The sequence below is a fragment of the Hymenobacter piscis genome, assembly GCF_018760735.1.
GTDB classification, from domain to species: Bacteria; Bacteroidota; Bacteroidia; order Cytophagales; family Hymenobacteraceae; genus Hymenobacter; species Hymenobacter piscis.
In genome coordinates, this window is sequence record NZ_JAHHZN010000004.1 from 299,858 (window position 1) to 317,918 (window position 18,061).

The following is an 18,061-nucleotide window of genomic DNA, read 5'->3' on the forward strand; positions in this document are numbered from 1 at the left end:
GTGTCAAGCTATGCGCCGTTCGGTTTTACACCTACCGCAGCGCCTCCAGGAACGGCTTGCCTTTGGCGAAATCCCGGAACTCCAGGTCCTCGACGGCGCGGTTGGCGTAGCTGCGGTCCAGGCCCACGGCGTGGCGCAGGTGCATCACCGCGGCCGACTCGTTCTGCTGGCGGGCGGCCACCACGGCCAGGCAGTAATAGAGCAGCGGGTCGTTGGGGCGCAGGGCAATGGCCTGCTGGTAGATATCGGCCGCGCCCTGGTAGTTGCCCTTCAGCACGTAGATGAGGGCGCGGTTCATGATGTTCTGGTAGGTGCGGGTGCTGTAGCTGAGGCTGCGCAGGGCATCATCGAGCTGGCCGATTTCGATTTCCAGGGCGGCTTTATCGGCGAAAACCTTGCTCAGAACGGCCGGGGAGCCGCCCAGCTTGATGGCGTAGTCGTAGTTCTGGAGGGCTTCGAGCTTGTCGCCGGCGCGGTGGTAGGCGCTGGCCACGCGGTAGAACAGCTCGGCCGTGGGGTTGCGGTGAGCGGCCAGCGTGAAGTTGACGGCGGCCCGGCGCTGATAGGCGCGCACCACCTTGGGGTTCACCTCCTTCTCGGAGCGCAGCTGCAGTACCACGGCCAGGTTGTGGTAGGCCTGCCAGGCTCCGGTGGTGGCCACCGAGGTTTCGTAAATGCGCTGCTTTTCGGCCAGCAGGGGCGTGAGCGAGGCCGAGTAGCGCAGCTCCTCGGGCGTGAGGGCGTCGGCCTCGGTCTGCTTTTCCACAATCTTTTTGGAGAGCAGGTAGATTTCCGAATCGTAGCGCTTGGGAGCCGTGTAGCGCACGGCCACCGTGCCGAAGCGCAGCACCGGGTAAATGTACTGCTCCAGGTAGTCGTAAAAACTGAGTTGGTGGAGGCGTTTTTCCTTCTGGGCGTAGGTGCCGGGCGTGTCGTTGATGAGCAGCACCACCGAATCAATCTGGGCCGGTTTGAGAGCCGACTGCTGCACCTTGCTCAGCAGCAAATCCCAGCGGCGGTGGTAGGCTTCCGTCTCGAAGTCAATCTGGCTTACTTTGTTGAGGTAGGAGTCGGTATCGACGCGCTTTTTGTAGTAGTTCATCAGGGCCCGCACGCGCTTGTCGGCCAGGCGCGGGTCGTGGCGGTCCAGGGAGTCGGGCGAGTGGCCGGCGGCAATCATCACCTTCTCGGTGCGCTGGTTGGCCTCGATGAAATCTTCCAGGGCGGCCACGTTGGTACCCAAAAAGTTGCGCACCTCTGCCTGCCCCGCGTCGAAGAAAAACGGCAGCACCCGGGTGCCGCTCATGTTGTTGTCCACCGATTCGGGCAGCAGGGCCACGGCCGTATCCTGGCGCACCACCAAGCGGCTGGTGGTCACGATGCCGCGGGCTAGCACCAGTTCCTTGCCCTTCACGCGCTTGCCGCCGGGGCGCACCTCGCGGGCGTCAGGCAGGGCCACCAGCTCGCCGGGGCTTTTCTGGGCCGAGTAGGGAAAGGAAAACTGCTTCCGGATCACCAGCAGGTTCTGCTGCTGCTCATCGTACACGTATTCGCCCGAAATAAAGGTCAGGCGGCCCACCGTATCTTCGCGCAGGCCGTTCTGGTAGCGGTAGCTCAGGCCCAGGTTGTAGGCGGCGCCCTTGCGCAGGTGGCTGGCGGGCACCGTGGCCGTCACCTCGAACAGCACGTTTTCGCCGTTGCTTTCCAGCACGGCGGGCTGTACGGAAAGCTGCTGGCCGGCCTGGGCCTGCTTGAGTACTTTAGACAGGGGCGAGCAGGCGGGCAGGGCCGCCGTGAGCAGCAGACCGGTCAGGCCCGGCAGGATTCGCGGCAAGAACAGGGGCATAGGCAGAGGGCAAAGCAGGGGCAAGTACGGCAGGAATTCGCCCTACCAACGCCGAAAGGTAACCGATAGACGTATCTTGCGGCCGGCTTCTGGCGTAAGTGCTTGATACCGGGTTACAATTACTGTATCTTACTTCCGGCAATCCGCCTCCGGGTCCGAAAAGCAGCAACTATGAAACGACTAACCGACTACATCGAAAAGCAGAGTTTCGGCGTCTGCGACGCCATCGGCAAGCGGGTCGGCTTTTCCAGCAGCAGCGTCCGGCTTTCATTCGTATACGCGTCGTTCTTCACCTTTGGCTCGCCTATCGTGCTGTACTTCGCCCTGGCGTTCTGGCGCAACGTCCGTCAGGCCCTGCGCCGCCAGCGCAGCACCGTCTGGGATTTGTAGGTGGTAGGGGTGAGGAGACAGGAGTGAGGAGTTAAGGAGCTAGAAGGAATTCAGAACCGGAATCGGGAGCCCGTTTGCTTGGCAGACGGGCTTTTTTTGCGCAACTCCGAACCCTAGCCAGCCTTCGCGTATCACTCCTAACTCCTAACTCCTAACTCCTAACTCCTAACTCCTAACTCCTAACTCCTCAAAAAACCGCTTTCCCAGCGCGAAATATGCCCAGACGAGGCTGCCGGCGTAGGTGCCGGGGCGCTCGGCGAGGCGCAGGCGGGGCGGGAACTGCCGCCGCTGCCGACGCCAGTAGCCGAGGTGACCCAGGAAGTGCCCGTGGGCCCGCAGCACCGCCCGGCAGTCGGCCAGCTGTCCCTGGGTGAGCAGGCGCAGGGCCGCCACCCAGTCGAGGGCCACGCGGCCAATCATCACGCCGGCCAGCTCGGCCGGGTGGGTGTTTTTGAATACCAGGGCCAGGCCGTTGCGGAAGTTGAGGTAGGTTTTGCGCGGGTTGGATTTGTGCAGGGTGCCGCCGCCCACGTGAAACACCGTGCAGCCCCCATGGTACCACACCCGCCAGCCGGCATTCTGGAGCCGCCAGCACAGGTCAATTTCCTCCATGTGGGCGAAAAAAGCGGTTTCCAGCCCGCCCAGGGCGTGCCAGGCGGCGGCCCGCATCAGCAGGCAGGCCCCCGTAGCCCAGGCCACCGGGCGCGGGTCGTCGTACTGGCCGGTGTCGGTTTCGAGGGTGTCGAAGAGGCGGCCCCGGCAGAAGGGGTAGCCCAGCGAATCGAGGTAGCCCCCGCCGGCGCCGGCGTACTCGAAGAGCTGACGCCGGGCCGGGTCGGGGCTGTGCTGGCGGATTTTGGGCTGGCAGGCGGCTATGGTGGCGTTGGTTTCCAAGAGTTCCCGCTGGGGCCGGAGCCAGCCGGGCGTCACCTCCACGTCGGAGTTCAGCAGCACGTAGTACCGGAACTCCGGCCCCAGCTGCGCCAGGGCCTGGTTGTAGCCCTCGCAGAAACCCAGGTTGCCGCTATTCTGAATCAGGCGCACGGCCGGGAATTCGGCCCGCACCACGGCCACCGAGTCGTCGGTGGAGGCGTTGTCGGCCACGAAGACGGCGGCGCCGTCGGAGTGCGCCAGCACGGCGGGCAGGAAGCGGCGCAGGAAGTCCCGGCCGTTCCAGTTCAGAATGACCACCGCCACATCGGCGCAGGCGGCGTTATCAGAGGCCAAAGCCGCTCAGGTCGAGGCCGGGAATGTTGGGAATCAGGCCGGAAGTCGTCTTTTTCAGCTCCTGCTTGCCTTTCTCGCCGGCTTCGTCCATTACCTTGTTCACGGCGGCCACCACCAGATCGGCCAGCATGTCGCGGTCCTGGGGCTGGAGCAGGCTTTCGTCAATTTCGAGCTTGAGCAAACGGCGCTGGCCGTTAGCGGTGGCCTTCACCAGCCCGCCGCCCGATTCGGCGGTGGCCGTCAGGTACTGGAGTTGGTCCTGGGCCTGCTTCATCTTCTCCTGAAGCTCTTTCATCTTACCCATCATGCCCATCATGTCAAACATCGGCGCTTCGTATCAAAAGGTGGAAAGTTAGGGGGCGAAGATACGCCGGCGGGCCGGAAAGCCCGGTGGGAAGGCCGCTGGTAGGGTCAAGGCATTCAACCAGGACGTCATTCCGAGCGGAGCCGAGGAATCTCGCGTGCTGATGTTGCAGTAGTAACTCAACGTCAGCACGCGAGATTCCTCGGCTCCGCTCGGAATGACGTTCTTCTAGGCAAGCCTTCAACCAGTAGCTCTCCTTACCGCAGAATCGTAACCGTGCCGGCTTCCGAGGTGCGGCGGCCGGACTGGTCGGTGGCCTCGAATCGCCAGACGTAGGCGCCGGGTACGGGGGCGGCGGCGTTGATGCGGCCGTCCCAGGTCTGGGCGCGGTCGGTGGTCTGAAACACGGTCTGGCCGTTGCGGTCGATGACGGTGAAGCGGAAGCTGTCGAGGAAGCGGCCCTTGAGCTCCAGCACGTCGTTGAGGCCGTCGCCGTTGGGCGTGAAAGCCGTGGGTACGAATACCTTCACCCGGCGGGCCACGGTGGCCACGTTCGAGTAGCTGGGCGCCGCGAGGCCCGCGCCGGTGGCCTCCACCCGGTAGCGCACCACCTGCTGATTCGGGGGCGGCTGGAGGTCGAGGTAGGTCAGGCCCGCCACCGGTACGCTGGCCAGCACCGCGTTGGTGGGCGAGAGCGTGAGCACGCGGTAGCGCACGGCCGCCGTGGTGTCGGGGCCGCGCAGGGCCGTCCAGGTCAGGCGGATTTCGGTGCCGGTGTCGTTGGCGGGCTCGGCGGCCAGCCGCACCGGGCACACCGGCGGGCTTTCGACGGAGGGGTTCCCGCAGGCATCCAGAAAACGGGCGGCGTAGCAAAGCGGGGCGGCCGGGTCCGGGGTCAGCACGGAATCAACCAGGCTGCGGGCGGGCGTTACGCCCAGCTCCGCGCCGTTGCGCAGGTAAGTCAGCTGCCCGCCGGTGGCGGCCCGGGGCACCACGGCCTTCAGCTCCACCTGATTGCGCAGGTTGAAGCTGGCCGTGAGCCGGGGCGCGGCCGGGGCAGCCCCCGCGGTAGTCGCCACCGCCACTTCTTCGGAAACCGAGGTGGTCAGGCCCATACTCAGGCTCACCTGGTAGCGGTACACGGTGCCGCAGGTGACGGCCGTGTCGAGGTACTGGGTGGCCCCGGGCGGCACGGGCAGCAGCGTGGTGGTGGTGCCATCGGTGCGGCGCAGGGTGTAGCTGCCGCTGCCCGCGCTGGTCCAGCTCAGCCGGTTCCGGCCGTTGGCGGAGGTACCGGTCAGGGCTACCGAGCAGATGGAGAACGAGGCCGTGCTGGTGACAGTGGGCTGGCAGGCATCCTGGAGCAGCAGCCGGAAGCAGCCCGGCAGCGGGGCGTTGGGAAGCGCGAAGCTGGTGAGGCCGGTCGCTACCGGGGCCAGGGTGCGGTAACCGCCCGGCGCGGCCCCGTCGGCTATTTGCAACTGGTACTGGTACTCGGGCTGCAAGGCCCCGAAGGCAAACTGCGCCGTGCCGCCCTGCACCGTGAGGCTCTGCAACGCCGGGCGCTGGGGGGGCGGCAGGGGCGTGAAGCTTTGCTGGTTTTCACCCGTGCACAGTCCGGCCTGGTTGTAGCGCCCGATAACAGTCACGGTGTTCGGACTGCTGACGGGGTAGGTAACGGTGGCATTGCGCGCGGCCGGCACCGGCGCATCGTTGCCAATCTGGACGAAGTACTGGTCGTAGCGGGCATCCGTCACGGTCACCTGCACGAAGCCTGGGCCGCAGACGCTCAGGGCAAACGTGGGCACGGGCGCGTCCAGGACCTCAAAATTCCGGGAAAAGATAATGCCCTGGGTGCCGCCCTGGGTGCCCTGAGTGTTCTGGGTGATGACCAGCGGCCCGGGCGCGGCGGGCGTGAAGGTGGTGGTGGTATCGGTGAAGCCGGAACAGACGGTAGCGGCGGCCTGGCGGTAGTAAATCTGGGCGGGGTTGAGGCCCTTGCCGCTGCAGTCACGCAGGCGCACGGGCCGGCCCACGCACAGAAACCGGGGCAACTCCTGGCCCGTAATGGCGTCGTAGGCCTTAAAGCAGGCCCCGGAACTGGGCGTGGGGGTGCATGCCTGCGCCCGCGCCCCGGGGGCCGTCAGCCCCGCCGTCAGCAGCAGCCAAAAAAGCAGAAATCCAGATTTTGCCATCCCCGCCATAACGAAGCAACTGCACGTTTACGTTTATGAGTGGGGCTAAAATAGCCGATTCACGCCGGAAACCGCCCGGCTCCACGGGGGGGCGACCTACTGCCAGGCGTACTCACGCACGAAGGCGGCAGCGGCCTGCAAATCGGGGTAGAGCACGCGGTCCTGGCGCACGAAGGGTACTTTTTCGCCGAAGGCCGCCAGCAGCTGCTCCAGGGGCTCGGAGGTGCGGGCGGGGCGGCGGAATGCCAGGGCCTGGGCCGCGTTCAGCAGTTCAATGCCCAGCAGCTGCTCCACGTTCTGCACCACCCGCAGGGCCTTGGTGGCGGCATTGGCGCCCATGCTCACGTGGTCTTCCTGGCCGTTGCTGCTCACCAGACTATCCACCGAGGCGGGGGTGCAGAGCTGCTTGTTCTGGCTCACGAGGCCCGCCGCCGCGTACTGCGGAATCATCAGGCCCGAGTTCAAACCCGGCTCGGCCACCAGAAACGGCGGCAGCCCCCGCTGCCCGCTGATGAGCTGGGCGGTGCGCTGCTGGGAAATGCTGCCCAGCTCGGCCGTGGCAATGGCCAGCATATCCAGGGCCAGGGCCAGGGGCTGGCCGTGGAAGTTGCCCCCGCTCAGGATGGCGTCATCGTCGGGAAAGATGTTGGGGTTGTCGGTGACGGCGTTGCACTCGGTCTCGGTGGTTTGGCGCACGTAGGCCAGCGCGTCGCGGGTGGCGCCGTGCACCTGGGGCATGCAGCGCAGCGAGTAGGGGTCCTGGACGGCGGTTTTGGGTTGCTGCTGCAGCTCGCTGCCGCTGAGCAGCTGCCGCAGCCGGGCCGCCACCGCCACCTGCCCGGCGTGGGGGCGCAGCTGGTGCAGGCGCGCATCAAACGGCTCCCGCAGCCCGTCGAAGGCTTCCAGCGACAGGGCCCCGATGACGTCGGCTGCGTCGGTGAGGCGCTGGGTGCGCAGCAGGGCGTGCACGGCGTAGGCCAGCATGAACTGGGTGCCGTTGAGCAGGGCCAGCCCTTCCTTGGCCCTGAGCGTGACGGGCTCCCAGCTGAAGAGGCTCATGGCGTCGGCGGCGGCCAGGCGGTAGCCTTCGTAGTTGACTTCGCCCAGGCCCAGCAGCGGCAGGCAGAGGTGGGCCAATGGGGCCAGGTCGCCGCTGGCGCCCAAAGAGCCCTGCTCGTACACCACCGGCAGCATGCCGCGGTTGTAGAAATCGAGCAGGCGCTGCACGGTGGCCAGCTGCACGCCGCTGTGGCCGTAGCTCAGACTCTGCACCTTCAGCAGCAGCAGCAGACGCACCAGCTCGGCCGGCACCTCGGCCCCCGTTCCGCAGGCGTGCGACATGAGCAGGTTGGTTTGCAGCTGCTGGCGCTGAGCCGCCGGAATGGCCTGCCCGCACAGGGCCCCGAAGCCGGTATTGATGCCGTACACAGCCGTATCGGGGTCGCGCTCCAGGCGCTGGTGCAGATAGTCGTGGCAGGTGGTGATGCGCTGGCGGGCTTCCTCGCTGAGTACCACCCGGGCCCGGCTGCGCAGCAGCTGGTCGAGGGTAGCCAGGTCGAGGTGGGCAGAAGGGGTGAGGGCGTAGTCGGCGGCCATGAGCGGGGAAGAAAGGGGCGGGAAGAAGCAGCGGCGGGCGTCCGTGGTGTTGCCAGGGGCGCCCGCCGACGGGTGGGGCTACTGCGCCAGTTCGGCCAGCACCTCGTCCAGGGAAAGCGTCTGTTCCTGGCCGGTGGCCAGGGTTTTGAGCTTGAACTGCCCGGCGGCGCGCTCCTCGGGGCCCTGGATGAGCACGTACGGAATGCCTTTGGCATCGGCGAATTTGAACTGCTTGCCCAGCTTGCCGGCTTCCGGAAACAGCTCACTGGCCACGCCGGCCGCGCGCAGGCGGCGCAGCACCGGCAGCATGGCCAGCTCGCCCTCGGCATCGAAGTTGGTGAGCAGGCAGCGGGTGGTAGCGGCCACGGCTTCCGGGAACAGCTGCAGCTCCTCCAGGCAGTCGTAAAGGCGGTCGACGCCGAAGCTAAAGCCCACGCCCGATACGCCCGGCAGCCCGAAGGCGCCGGTCAGGTTGTCGTAGCGGCCGCCCCCGCTCACGCTGCCCATGTTCACGTTGTTGATCTTGATTTCAAAGATGCAGCCCGTGTAGTAGCTCAGGCCCCGGGCCAGGGTCACGTCGAACTCCAGGTTGTTCCACTGCTCGAACCCAAAGCCGCGCAGGTAGTCCAGCACCCGGCGCAGGTCCTGCAGGCCCTTGTAGCCATCCTCGCCATCGGGCTCCACGCCGGCCGTTACGAAGGCGGCCAGCAGCCGGTCGAGCTTCTCTTCGAAGTCGCCGCCCACGCTCAGCAGGTCGAAGAGGCGGGTGGAGGCTTCGGCCGAGAAGCCGCGCTCCAGCAGCTCCTTCTCCACACCCTCGCGCCCGATTTTATCGAGCTTGTCGATGGCCGTGAACAGATCCACTTCGGTGCCCTCGCCGCCCAGGACTTTATAAAAGGCCCCCAGCACCCCACGGTGGTTGATTTTGATGGTGTGGTCGGTCAGGCCCAGGGTGGTCAGCACCTCGCTCATCATGAGCACGATTTCGGCCTCACAAAGCAAGGAGTCGGTGCCCACCACGTCGGCGTCGCACTGGTAGAACTCGCGGTAGCGGCCGCGCTGGGGCCGGTCGGCGCGCCACACAGGCTGAATCTGGTAGCGCTTGAAGGGGAAGGTGAGCGTGCCGCGGTTCATGACCACGTAGCGGGCGAAGGGTACGGTGAGGTCGTAGCGCAGGCCTTTTTCGGCAATCTTGGGCAGCACCTTCCTGGGCCCGGCCAGCAGGTCGTCGGGGGTTACTTCTTCCTTGATGACCTCGCCCTTCTGCTTTTTGAGAAAGTTGCCCGAGTTGAGGACTTTGAACAGGAGCTGGTCGCCCTCCTCGCCGTACTTGCCGGTGAGCACCGAGAGGTTTTCCAGGGTGGGCGTTTCGAGCGGAGCGTAGCCGAACTTCTCGAACACGCGGCGAATCACGCCAAAAATATAGGTGCGGCGGGCCACCACGGCGGGGCCGAAGTCGCGGGTGCCTTGGGGGATGCTGGGCTTCTGAACGCTCATCAGGAAAAATCGGAATGCGGAGATAGAACCGTAAAATTCGCGGTTTGCATCGGATTTCCCCCATTTTTTCCCCGTTCCTGCTGGCGTTGGCCTTACCGGCCCGTTGTCGGCCGGCCCGCCTGAAAGTTGATTTCCTCCATGGCATCGAGCAAAGAAGCCACCAGCAGGGGCTGGGAAGCGGCATCGAGGTAGAGAAAATGATGGTGAACCGGCTGGGGCACGTGGCACAGAATCAGGCGCCGGTCCTGGGCGTGGAGCAGGTAGGCGTAGGCCAGCAGCAAGTCAATGGCTTCTTCCGACAGTGCGTTTACCAGGCTGAAATCGAGCACGATGGCGGGCTTGTCGGAACGGCTGGCCCGGTGCAGGGCCCGGGTCAGCATCAGCTCGCTGGTGGCGGAGCTGGCGGGCGAAAGGATAAGCAGATACGCATGCGGTAATTGTTCACGGTAAACGTCAAGCATTCGGGCAGGTCCACGGAGAAGAGGAAGACTGTAGCTAACGCGGGTTTTGTGCGGTGGGGTTGTGCGCCGAGCCGGGAATAAATAGGATTGTAAGAGGGTATTTCGATTTAAACCGGTAAAAAGGCCAGTTGAGCGAGGGTAAACAGGTTTTTGGCAGATTGGCTGGCGGCAAGTCAGGTACCCGGGGTGGTTACCGCTCCCGCGGCGCGCGGCGGGCCTGGAACAGCACCGGAGCCGCCAGCGGAGCTTTCAGGGCGGCCCGCAACCCGGCCCAGCGCAGGCCCCGGTTCGTCCAGTCGTTGCAGGTGCGCAGGGCATGGTAGCGGCCCGTGGCCCGGAAGAAAAAATCGTGGGCGGAATAGCCGGTGGCCTGGCGCAGGGGCCGCGCCCCCAGAGAGTCGGGGGCGGCAAAGGACGCCCGGATGTAGGCCGTCAGGCGCTGGTACTGCGCCCCCGAAATGCGGAGCGGCACTACGTAGCGGCCGGAATCGGGCGGGGTAGGGTAGAAGTTGACGTGCATGAGTGTGGGCGAAGGCAGCAGGGCCCCGGCCACGGCCCCCGGACCGGGCAGGCGGCCGCCCATTGAGCCCAGGTAAAATCCCTCGTTGCCCCAGCCAAAAGCTACGAACCGGGCGCGGCCGAAGCGGGCCGTGAGGGCGGGCTGCCCCAGCTCGCGCAGCCAGTCCTGGCCGGTGCGGGCTTCACGCAGGGGTACCACCACATCGGTATGAAAGCCGTTGGAAACCAGGTACACGGGCACCCCGCCGGGCGTCTGCCGGAACTGCCGGTTCACGGGCACCAGCGAGCCGGTCAGCACCAATAAAACAAAGGCCACGAAAACCGCCATACGCATCCGGTGCATCATCCGGCCCCGAAGATACGGCCCCGGTCCCCGCCGGCAACGCCGGCTCCCGGTCCCGGAATGAAAAGCGCGTTCTTCCCGGCCCGGGGCCGGAAAGAACGCGCTGCGCGGTTGCAGGCCGCCGGGCTAGCTCAGGAGCGCACCCGCACCACGGGCCGGACCGGCACCAGCTCGGCCACCGCGGGGGTGCGCCGGGCCCAAGCCAGGCGGTTGGCGCGGGCCACCAGGGGCATATTGGCCGGCACCAGCACTACCGTGCCCAGGGCCTGCCGGGGCCGGGCCGGGCGCAGGGCCACCACCGAGCCCAGGGCGTGGTAGCCGAGTACCGTGGTGCGCACCGTGTAGCTGCCCAGGGGCAGGCCCGTTACCCGGAAGCGGCCGTCGGCATCGGTTTCCACCGACTTGATGAACCGGCCATCGGCAGCCCGCAGCACAACCACGTAGGAGTGCGGAATGGGCTCCTGGGTTTGCCCGTCGAAGAGGCGGCCGGAAACAGAGCCGGCAGGACCGGTCGGAGCGGGCAGCGCGGCGGCCAAGGCGAACGGGGTGGCTGCGAGCAGCAGGGCGGCAGCCAGCAGGAAGCGGAAAGCAGAGCAGGTTTTCATGGCAGTAAGGAAAAGGAGGTACCAGTAGCGGCCGGGAGTGCCGGTTGGCGGGCCGCCGCAGAAAAAAATGGGAAGGTCGAGCCCGGCTCCAGGCCGGGGCGGAGCCCCATCCCGAAGGGCGGGGAAGCAGCAGCGCGGGGTAGGGCCGGGGCAGCAGGCTAGCCGCCGAAGCCGCCGCCACCGCCTTTGGGCGCGGCCTCAATGCGGCCGGCTTTGGCTTTGGAGGCCCCCACGTACCAGGTGAAGCCCAGCCAGCCCACCCGCGTTTCGGGCTTGGTGTAGAGGCTGGCCGTGAGGTCGGGCGAATCGACGATGGAGCGGCGCACCTGGGTGTTGAGCACGTCGGATACGCGCAGGGTGAGGGCGGCGCGATTCTGCCACAGGCGCTGGCGCAGGGCCACATCAATGCCCCCGTAGGCCAGGCGGCGGCCCTGGGCCGTAAGGATGGCCGAGTTGTACTGGCCGGTCAGCTGCACATCCAGCGTGGGCGTGGGCGTGAAGTTCTGGTTGAGGCGCACGTTGCCGGCCAACGCGCGACGGTCCACGGTGTTTTCGGCATTGGTCTGGAATTGGGTGCGGTAGAGTGAGCCGCTGGCCTGCACGCGCCACCAGGCCGTGAGGGGCTGGGCCCAGGTCATCTCCAGGCCCACGTTGGCGGTGGTGCCGGCGTTGCGGTAGGTTTCCACCAGCACCAGCCCGGCGGCGGGGTTCAGGTTGGTGGCCACCGTATCCACGTTGCGCAGGCGCTGAATGGCGTTGCTGGTGAAGCGGCCGAACAGGGTGGTGGTGATTTCGGCCCCGCCGGGCAGGCTCAGCTGGTGGCCCACTTCCAGGTTCTGGCTGAACTCGGCGCGCAGCGAGGGGTTGCCGAGGCGGTAGAAGCGCGGGTCCTGGTAGAGCGGCACGGCCAGCTGCTGCATGAAATTGGGGCGGTTAAGGCGACGGGCATAGCTAAAGGAAAGCTGCTGCGGCTGCGCCCCGCCTTTGGTAGAATCGGCCTGGCCCAGGCCCCGGCTGATGCTGGCAGTGGGAAATAGGCCCAGGTAATCGAGCTGAAACTTGCCCTGGCCGCCGTTTACGGCCCCGTTGGTGGTGGTGTATTCGGTGCGCAGGCCAGCCTGGGCGTTCCAGCCGTTCCAGCCGCGCTGGAAGTTGGCGTAGGCGGCCGGCACGGTTTCGCGGAAATCATAGGCTAGGGAGCGGGCCGGGTCGCGCACGTACTGGCCGGGGGCGTCGGGCTGGAGGGCAAACAGGTCGGCAATGCCATTGCTGCGCTGCTGCTGCACCTTCAGGCCGGTTTCCAGCTTACCCTTGTTGCCGGCCAGCGGGTGGGTGTAGTCAAGCTGGGCGAAGTAGATGCGGGCCTGCACATCCATCTGCTGCCGCCAGCCGCTAAGGGCGCCTTCGTCCAGCGTCTGGGTCACGGGTACTTTGGCATCCACCAGCACCGCGCCGCCCACGGCCGTCAGCTCGCGGCCTTTGTGGGCTTCCCAGGTGCGGCGGTAGCTGCCCACGTTTTCCAGCACCCGCACATCCACGTTCAGCTCCTGCTGACCCAGTTGGGTGGCCGTAGGCTGCCCGGTCCGCTCGGTGCTGAGGCGCTGGAAGCTCAGGTCCTGCTCGTGCTGCCAGGTGGGCGATACGCTCAGGCTCAGGCTTTGCTCGGGCGTCAGCTCGTAATCCAGGCCCAGGCGCAGAGAGTGGGAGTCGTTCCGCTCCCGGCCGGTGCCGTTCTGGCGGGTGGTCACGTCGCCGGAAGTCTGGCGGTTATCGGTGCGGTTGCGGTAGTGCTCATCCTGGCGGTCGTAGCTCGCGCTCAGGTTGCTTTTGCCCTGGTGCCGGTTCAGGCTGAGGCTGGCGTTGTACTTGTCGCCGGTGCCGCCCAGCACGCTGGCCTGTCCGTTCACGCCGTTTTTGGTCTGTTTTTTCAGAATCACGTTCAGCACGGCCGTGCCCTGGGCGTCGTACTTGGCCGAGGGGTTGGTAATCACCTCGATGCGCGAAATGCGGGAAGCCGGAATCTGGTCGAGGCGCAGGCCGGGGCCGCCGTTGCTGCCGCCTGAGGGCTTGCCGTCTATAAGGATGGTCAGGTTGGCCGAGCCGCGCAGGCTCACCGCGCCGTTGGCATCCACGGCCACCGAGGGCACGTTGCGCAGCACGTCGGTAGCCATGCCGCCCACGCTGGCCAGGTCCTTTTCCACGTTGATAACCCGCTTGCCGGGCTCGTTTTCCAGCGTAGCCCGCTCACCGGTCACCGTCACGCCCTTGAGCTGGGTGGCCGCCGACTGGAGCCGGATGGGGCCCAGTTGGACATTCGGGGCGGTACTGGTCAGGTTTACGGTCCGCCGAAATCCCTGGTAGCCAATGGCCGACGTTTTAAGCAGGTAGTTGCCCAGGCCCAGTTTTTCAAGGCGGAAGGTGCCGTTTTCGAGGGTTTCGGTGCCGGCCACAAAGCTCGAATCCTGAGCCCGCAGCAGCACCACGTTGGTAAAGGGCAGGCCCTGGCCGGTGCCCTGGTCGAGCAAGGTGCCGGCCACGCTGCCGGTGGGCTGCTGCTGGGCCGTGGCGGCCAGTGGAAAGAGCACAGCGAGGAACCCCAGACCCCGCAGGGTCCGGCCGAAAGTGGAGGAGGAAGTCATAAGAAGGGAGGGGTTAGACGAAAAATCGGGCAAGCAGGGGCCGTTCCCGGTGGCCGCGGTTCCGCCGGGGTGGCAGGATTGCCAGCAATTCAGACGTGAGCAAGAGGGGCACGAGCCGCCAGCGGGCGGGTGCCAAAAGCCGGAACACAGCGGGCGGCGGCGGGAAACCAGGGTTTCCGACCGGGGCCTCCCACCCGGCCCGACTGGCTCGAAGGTGGTGTCCGGAGGGGGCGGCTGCGGCGGGCTCCTGTGCAGGGGCAGCGTCGTGGCCGGATGATTACCTAATCAACGAACCAAAGGTAAGTAAAGGTACTATGTAACGCAAGGTACTGTTAGTATTAATTTTTCGTTTCCTGGAATTCCTTGTGTTTTGCGGGCTTTCAGACGGGTTCAGCAGGACAGATGGCCGACTATCGCCAACGGTTGCCTGGCCGGCCGCCAGAACGGACAAGGCGTCCGAAACCGGACAGATTTTCGAGTCGCCTTTCCGATTGATTTGAGTGTAATAAATTGATTTTCAGAATTTTGAATAAGTGGCAAGGCTGTTGGCTGAGTAGGGTGAAACCTTTCTTCTACCTGTACGAAAATGGACAGAGCCATTTCCCAAACCACTCAAAACCGCCGCCTGCGCCGCCGCTGGCTGCTGGGCGCGGGGCTGCTGCTGCTACTGGCAGCGGGCCTGCTGGCCTTCCGCACAGTGCTCCGGCCCGGCCTCAGCCGCAACGCCATCCTCACGGCCCGCGCCGAAACCGGCGACGTGGAGGCGTCCCTTACGGCGGCCGGCGTCATCATTCCGGCCCATGAAGTGGTGATTACCAGTCCTATCCAGAGCACCATCCGGCGGGTGGCGGTGGCAGTGGGCAGCCGGGTGCAGCCGGGCCAGACGATTCTGGAGCTGGACCGGGAGCTGACCAGCACGGCCCTGGCCAAGCTCCAGGACGAGCAGCAGCAACACCGCAACAAGAACAGCCAGCTCCAGCTCAGCCTCGAAAAAGCCCTCAACGACCTTCGCTCCCAGGAGCAGGTGCAGCAGGTAAAGGTGCGCAGCCTGCAGTCGGCGCTGCGCGACGAGCAGTATCTGCTGCAGATTGGGGGCGGCACCGCCGAGAGCGTGCGCCAGGCTGAGCTGAATCTGCGCGTGGCCCGGCTGGAGCAGCAGCGCCTCACGGAGCAGATCCGCAATCAGCGCGCCGCCAACGCCGCCGACGTGCGCGAGCTGGGCTTCACCCTCCAGATTCAGGACCGCAGCATTGCTGAGCTGGCCGGCAAGCTGGCCCAGGCCAACATCAGCAGCCAGCAGCCCGGCGTGCTGACCTGGGTAAACGAGGACCTGGGCACTACCGTGCAGGCCGGCGACCCGCTGGCCCGCGTGGCCGACCTGAGCCGTTTTCGGGTGCGCGCCACCATTTCCGATGCCTACGCCGATGCCCTGCACCTGCAGGATGCGGTGGTTGTCCGCATCAACGGCACCGATTTGCGTGGCACCATCAGCACCATCAGCCCGGCTGTGGAAAAGGGCGTGGTCACCTTCTACGCCACCCTGGCTCAGGACCACCACCCGGCCCTACGCGCCAACCTGCGGGCCGACGTGTTTGTGGTGACGAAAGCCCACCACAACGTAGTGCGGCTCAAAAACGGGCCGTTCTACCAGGGCGGCAAGGAGCAGCCGGTATTTGTGGTGCAGGACGGCAAAGCCGTGCGCCGCACCGTGCAGTTCGGCGACAGCAACTTCGACTACGTGCAGATAACCGGCGGCCTGCGGCCCGGCGAGGAAGTAGTGGTGTCCGATATGAAGGACCACGCCGACACGCCCGAACTCACCCTTCACGACTAACGGCCATGCAACAGCTTTTCTCCGCCTTAGCCGCTTGGGTTGTAGAGACGCGACCCTTCGCGTCTCCCGTCAGAACGACCTCGCCGGAACAACCTCAGCCCGCACCGAAACGCGAAGTGATGCGTCTCTGTACCGGGCTGCTGCTCTTGCTGACGACGCCTGCGCTGGCCCAGAACCAGCCGCCGGCCGTGTCTCTGCAGCAGGTGATTGAGCAGGCGCTTAGCCAGTCGGCGGTGGCCAAGCAGGTCGCCACCAGCCGCGACCAAAGCTACTGGCAGTGGCGCGGCTACCAGGCCAACTACCGGCCGCAGCTGGGGCTGCAGGGCACGTTGCCCGGTTTCAGCCGGGCCGTAACGCCCGTGGTGCAGCCCGATGGCACCACCGACTTCCGGGCCGTACGCATCAACAACTCCAACCTGGCCCTGACGCTCACCCAGAACATCGGCCGCACCGGCGGACAGGTGTTCGTGGCCTCCGAGCTGCAGCGGTTCGATGACTTCAACGGCGGCCTGAAACGCTACAACAACCAGCCCGTCGCCATCGGCCTCACCCAGCCGCTGGGCATGTTCAACGGCCTGAAATGGGCCCGGCGGATTGAGCCGCTGCGCTACCAGGAAAGCCAGCGGCTGTTCGTGGAGGAGCGCGAAACCATTGCCCAGCGCATCACGGAGCTATATTTCGATGTGCTGCAGCAGCAGGTAAACGCCGAAGTAGCCAGCCAGAACGTGCAGGCCAACGAGGAGCTGCTGCGCATCGGGCAGGAGCGGTACCGGCTCGGCCGCCTCTCCCAGAGCGACGTGCTGCGGCTGGAGCTCAACCTGCTGAACGCCCGCCAGGCCGTAGCCCAGAGCCAGCTCGATGCGCAAAATGCCGCCGTGGAGCTCCAGATGTACACCGGCCTGCCGGCCCAGCAGCTCCGCCTCGCGGTGCCGGAAGCCGCCCCGCTGCTGGCCGTGCCGGCTGGCCGGGCGCTGGCCGAGGCCCAGCAGCACCGCAGCGTGGGGCTGGCGTTCCGGCGGCGCCTGCTGGAAGCCGAGCGGACCGTGGCCGTGGCCCGGGGCAGCACCGGTTTTCAGGCCACGCTGGCCGCCAATCTGGGCTACGTGAACCAGGCCGGCAACCTCTGGGACACCTATGCCGCTCTGCAAAACCAGCAGCAGGTGCGCCTCACCTTCGCGCTGCCGCTCGTGGACTGGGGCCGGCAGAAATCCATCCTCAAAACCGCCGAACTGACCCGCCGCCAAGTGCAAGCCGAGGTGGCGCAGGAGGAAGCCAGCTTTGCGCTCAGCGTGGAGGTGCAGGCCGCGCAACTGGGCACCCTGGCCGGGCAATTGGCCCTCACGGCCCGCGCCGACTCGCTGGCCCGGCAGCGCTACGCCATTGCCCAGGCTACCTACAAAGTCGGCCGCATCAGCCTCACCGACCTCACCATTGCCCTGGCCGAAAAGGACCAGGCCCGCCGCGCCTACATTCTGGCGTTGCGCGCCGCCTGGGTGGCGCATTACCGCCTCCGCGCCCTCACCCTCTACGACTTCGAGCGGCAGCAGCCCCTAGCCGCGCAGTAACAGTCGGCCCGGTCCGGCGCGACGGCTGCAACCGAACACCGTGTCCGAAATCGGACATATTTTGCAAGGGGTTGAAGAATGAAATAGCACGTAAGTAATTGACTAAATGAATCTTGAATAATTGGCACTCGGCTTGGCAAAGGTACTGTACTCCGGCCCGCCGACTGCCCACAACCGGACACGCTTCCAAACCCTCTCACGACTACTGCCATGGAAAACATGCTTGCCCCCGCCGCTCACCGTGCCGGCGATACCGTTCGCCCTCAGGCCGGTCCGCCCGTGTTGCAGCTGCGCAACATCGAGAAAGTGTACCAAACCAAAACCATTGAAACGGTGGCTCTGCACCAAGTGAACCTGACCATCGGCAAGGGCGAGTTCGTGTCGATTATGGGGCCCAGCGGCTGCGGCAAATCCACGCTGCTCAGCATTATGGGGTTGCTGGATGAGCCCACCAGCGGCGAGATTGAGCTGGACGGCCGCCCCGTGCAAAGCTACTCCGACCGGGAACTGGCCGCGCTGCGCAACCACAAAATCGGGTTCGTGTTCCAGAGCTACCACCTCATCAACGACCTCTCGGTGCTCGATAACGTGGAGCTGCCGCTGCTCTACCGGCCCGGCGTGAGCGGCCGGGAGCGGCGCGAGCGGGCCTACGCCGCCCTCGAAAAAGTAGGGTTGGGGGCGCGCACCAACCACTTTCCCGGCCAGCTGTCCGGGGGCCAGCGCCAGCGCGTGGCCATTGCCCGGGCCCTGGCCGGCCGCCCCGAGCTCATCCTGGCCGACGAACCCACCGGCAACCTCGACTCGGTGATGGGAGAGGAAATCATGGACTTGCTGCTGCACCTCAACCGCCAGGAAGGCACCACCATCGTGATGGTAACGCACGATGAGCAGCAGGCGCTGAAAACCCAGCGCCTCATCCGCTTCTTCGACGGCAGCCAGGTCAGCTAGAGGTGAAATGGTGAGGTGGGGAAAGGGTGAGTTTGAGGTTCAAGCTGTGCCATTCGCCCGATAACTCACCCTTTCACCACCTCACCATTTCA

The 18,061-nt window shown here is 65.9% G+C and carries 14 protein-coding genes; 4 read left to right on the forward strand and 10 right to left on the reverse strand.

The window, feature by feature from the left end; genetic code table 11:
- Positions 1 to 31: 31 nt before the first annotated feature.
- Entirely contained in the window at positions 32 to 1,846 is a 1,815-nt protein-coding gene (locus KLP40_RS06845; RefSeq protein ID WP_215593015.1) for a tetratricopeptide repeat protein, read from the reverse strand.
- A gap of 171 nt (positions 1,847 to 2,017) precedes the next feature.
- On the opposite strand from KLP40_RS06845, the gene KLP40_RS06850 reads away from it, so the two are divergent.
- A complete protein-coding gene (locus tag KLP40_RS06850; protein WP_215593016.1) occupies positions 2,018 to 2,236 on the forward strand; it encodes a PspC domain-containing protein in 219 nt (72 codons plus the stop codon).
- Positions 2,237 to 2,401: 165 nt separating this feature from the next.
- Here KLP40_RS06850 and KLP40_RS06855 read toward each other — a convergent pair whose 3' ends face one another.
- The 9 genes from KLP40_RS06855 to KLP40_RS06895 form a co-directional block, all read right to left on the reverse strand.
- Entirely contained in the window at positions 2,402 to 3,463 is a 1,062-nt protein-coding gene (locus KLP40_RS06855) for a glycosyltransferase family 2 protein (protein ID WP_246558678.1), read from the reverse strand.
- Positions 3,453 to 3,788, reverse strand: a complete 336-nt coding sequence (locus KLP40_RS06860; RefSeq protein ID WP_215593017.1) for a YbaB/EbfC family nucleoid-associated protein — start codon at positions 3,786 to 3,788, stop codon at positions 3,453 to 3,455. The genes KLP40_RS06855 and KLP40_RS06860 overlap by 11 nt, the downstream gene beginning before the upstream one ends.
- A 236-nt stretch (positions 3,789 to 4,024) precedes the next feature.
- Positions 4,025 to 5,962 (reverse strand): T9SS type B sorting domain-containing protein, encoded by a 1,938-nt coding sequence (locus KLP40_RS06865; protein WP_215593018.1) that lies wholly within the window; start codon positions 5,960 to 5,962, stop codon positions 4,025 to 4,027.
- Between the two features lie 96 nt (positions 5,963 to 6,058).
- Positions 6,059 to 7,558: a histidine ammonia-lyase gene (gene hutH / locus KLP40_RS06870; RefSeq protein WP_215593019.1), complete on the reverse strand. Its 1,500-nt coding sequence runs from the start codon at positions 7,556 to 7,558 to the stop codon at positions 6,059 to 6,061.
- Between the two features lie 78 nt (positions 7,559 to 7,636).
- Positions 7,637 to 9,055 carry a histidine--tRNA ligase gene (hisS, locus tag KLP40_RS06875; RefSeq protein WP_215593020.1) on the reverse strand — a complete coding sequence of 473 codons (1,419 nt, stop codon included), beginning with the start codon at positions 9,053 to 9,055 and terminating at the stop codon, positions 7,637 to 7,639.
- Between the two features lie 92 nt (positions 9,056 to 9,147).
- On the reverse strand, positions 9,148 to 9,516 hold the full coding sequence (locus KLP40_RS06880) for a hypothetical protein (RefSeq protein ID WP_215593021.1): 369 nt from the start codon (positions 9,514 to 9,516) through the stop codon (positions 9,148 to 9,150).
- A 190-nt stretch (positions 9,517 to 9,706) separates the two neighbouring features.
- Positions 9,707 to 10,381: a TIGR02117 family protein gene (locus KLP40_RS06885; protein WP_215593022.1), complete on the reverse strand. Its 675-nt coding sequence runs from the start codon at positions 10,379 to 10,381 to the stop codon at positions 9,707 to 9,709.
- A 128-nt stretch (positions 10,382 to 10,509) separates the two neighbouring features.
- Positions 10,510 to 10,983, reverse strand: coding sequence for a carboxypeptidase-like regulatory domain-containing protein (locus tag KLP40_RS06890; RefSeq protein WP_215593023.1), 474 nt, complete (start codon positions 10,981 to 10,983; stop codon positions 10,510 to 10,512).
- Positions 10,984 to 11,141: 158 nt separating this feature from the next.
- The gene (locus tag KLP40_RS06895; RefSeq protein WP_215593024.1) at positions 11,142 to 13,622 is read right to left on the reverse strand and encodes an outer membrane beta-barrel protein; all 2,481 of its coding nucleotides are present in this window, start codon (positions 13,620 to 13,622) and stop codon (positions 11,142 to 11,144) included.
- Positions 13,623 to 14,208: 586 nt separating this feature from the next.
- Between KLP40_RS06895 and KLP40_RS06900 the strand changes: the two genes are divergently transcribed.
- The 3 genes from KLP40_RS06900 to KLP40_RS06910 all read left to right on the forward strand — a co-directional run bounded on the left by KLP40_RS06900 (position 14,209) and on the right by KLP40_RS06910 (position 17,969).
- The gene (locus KLP40_RS06900) at positions 14,209 to 15,456 is read left to right on the forward strand and encodes an efflux RND transporter periplasmic adaptor subunit (RefSeq protein ID WP_215593025.1); all 1,248 of its coding nucleotides are present in this window, start codon (positions 14,209 to 14,211) and stop codon (positions 15,454 to 15,456) included.
- A 119-nt stretch (positions 15,457 to 15,575) separates the two neighbouring features.
- Positions 15,576 to 17,021, forward strand: a complete 1,446-nt coding sequence (locus tag KLP40_RS06905; RefSeq protein WP_215593026.1) for a TolC family protein — start codon at positions 15,576 to 15,578, stop codon at positions 17,019 to 17,021.
- Between the two features lie 279 nt (positions 17,022 to 17,300).
- Positions 17,301 to 17,969 carry an ABC transporter ATP-binding protein gene (locus tag KLP40_RS06910; protein ID WP_215593056.1) on the forward strand — a complete coding sequence of 223 codons (669 nt, stop codon included), beginning with the start codon at positions 17,301 to 17,303 and terminating at the stop codon, positions 17,967 to 17,969.
- The last annotated feature ends 92 nt before the right edge of the window (positions 17,970 to 18,061 follow it).

Bases quoted from the DNA above. Each gene is read 5' to 3' on its own strand.
- KLP40_RS06845 (WP_215593015.1), bottom strand. From the start codon at position 1,846: ATGCCCCTGTTCTTGCCGCGAATCCTGCCGGGCCTGACCGGTCTGCTG.
- KLP40_RS06850 (WP_215593016.1), top strand. From the start codon at position 2,018: ATGAAACGACTAACCGACTACATCGAAAAGCAGAGTTTCGGCGTCTGC.
- KLP40_RS06860 (WP_215593017.1), bottom strand. From the start codon at position 3,788: ATGTTTGACATGATGGGCATGATGGGTAAGATGAAAGAGCTTCAGGAG.
- KLP40_RS06865 (WP_215593018.1), bottom strand. From the start codon at position 5,962: ATGGCAAAATCTGGATTTCTGCTTTTTTGGCTGCTGCTGACGGCGGGG.
- hutH (WP_215593019.1), bottom strand. From the start codon at position 7,558: ATGGCCGCCGACTACGCCCTCACCCCTTCTGCCCACCTCGACCTGGCT.
- hisS (WP_215593020.1), bottom strand. From the start codon at position 9,055: ATGAGCGTTCAGAAGCCCAGCATCCCCCAAGGCACCCGCGACTTCGGC.
- KLP40_RS06880 (WP_215593021.1), bottom strand. From the start codon at position 9,516: ATGCTTGACGTTTACCGTGAACAATTACCGCATGCGTATCTGCTTATC.
- KLP40_RS06885 (WP_215593022.1), bottom strand. From the start codon at position 10,381: ATGATGCACCGGATGCGTATGGCGGTTTTCGTGGCCTTTGTTTTATTG.
- KLP40_RS06890 (WP_215593023.1), bottom strand. From the start codon at position 10,983: ATGAAAACCTGCTCTGCTTTCCGCTTCCTGCTGGCTGCCGCCCTGCTG.
- KLP40_RS06895 (WP_215593024.1), bottom strand. From the start codon at position 13,622: ATGACTTCCTCCTCCACTTTCGGCCGGACCCTGCGGGGTCTGGGGTTC.
- KLP40_RS06900 (WP_215593025.1), top strand. From the start codon at position 14,209: ATGGACAGAGCCATTTCCCAAACCACTCAAAACCGCCGCCTGCGCCGC.
- KLP40_RS06905 (WP_215593026.1), top strand. From the start codon at position 15,576: ATGCGTCTCTGTACCGGGCTGCTGCTCTTGCTGACGACGCCTGCGCTG.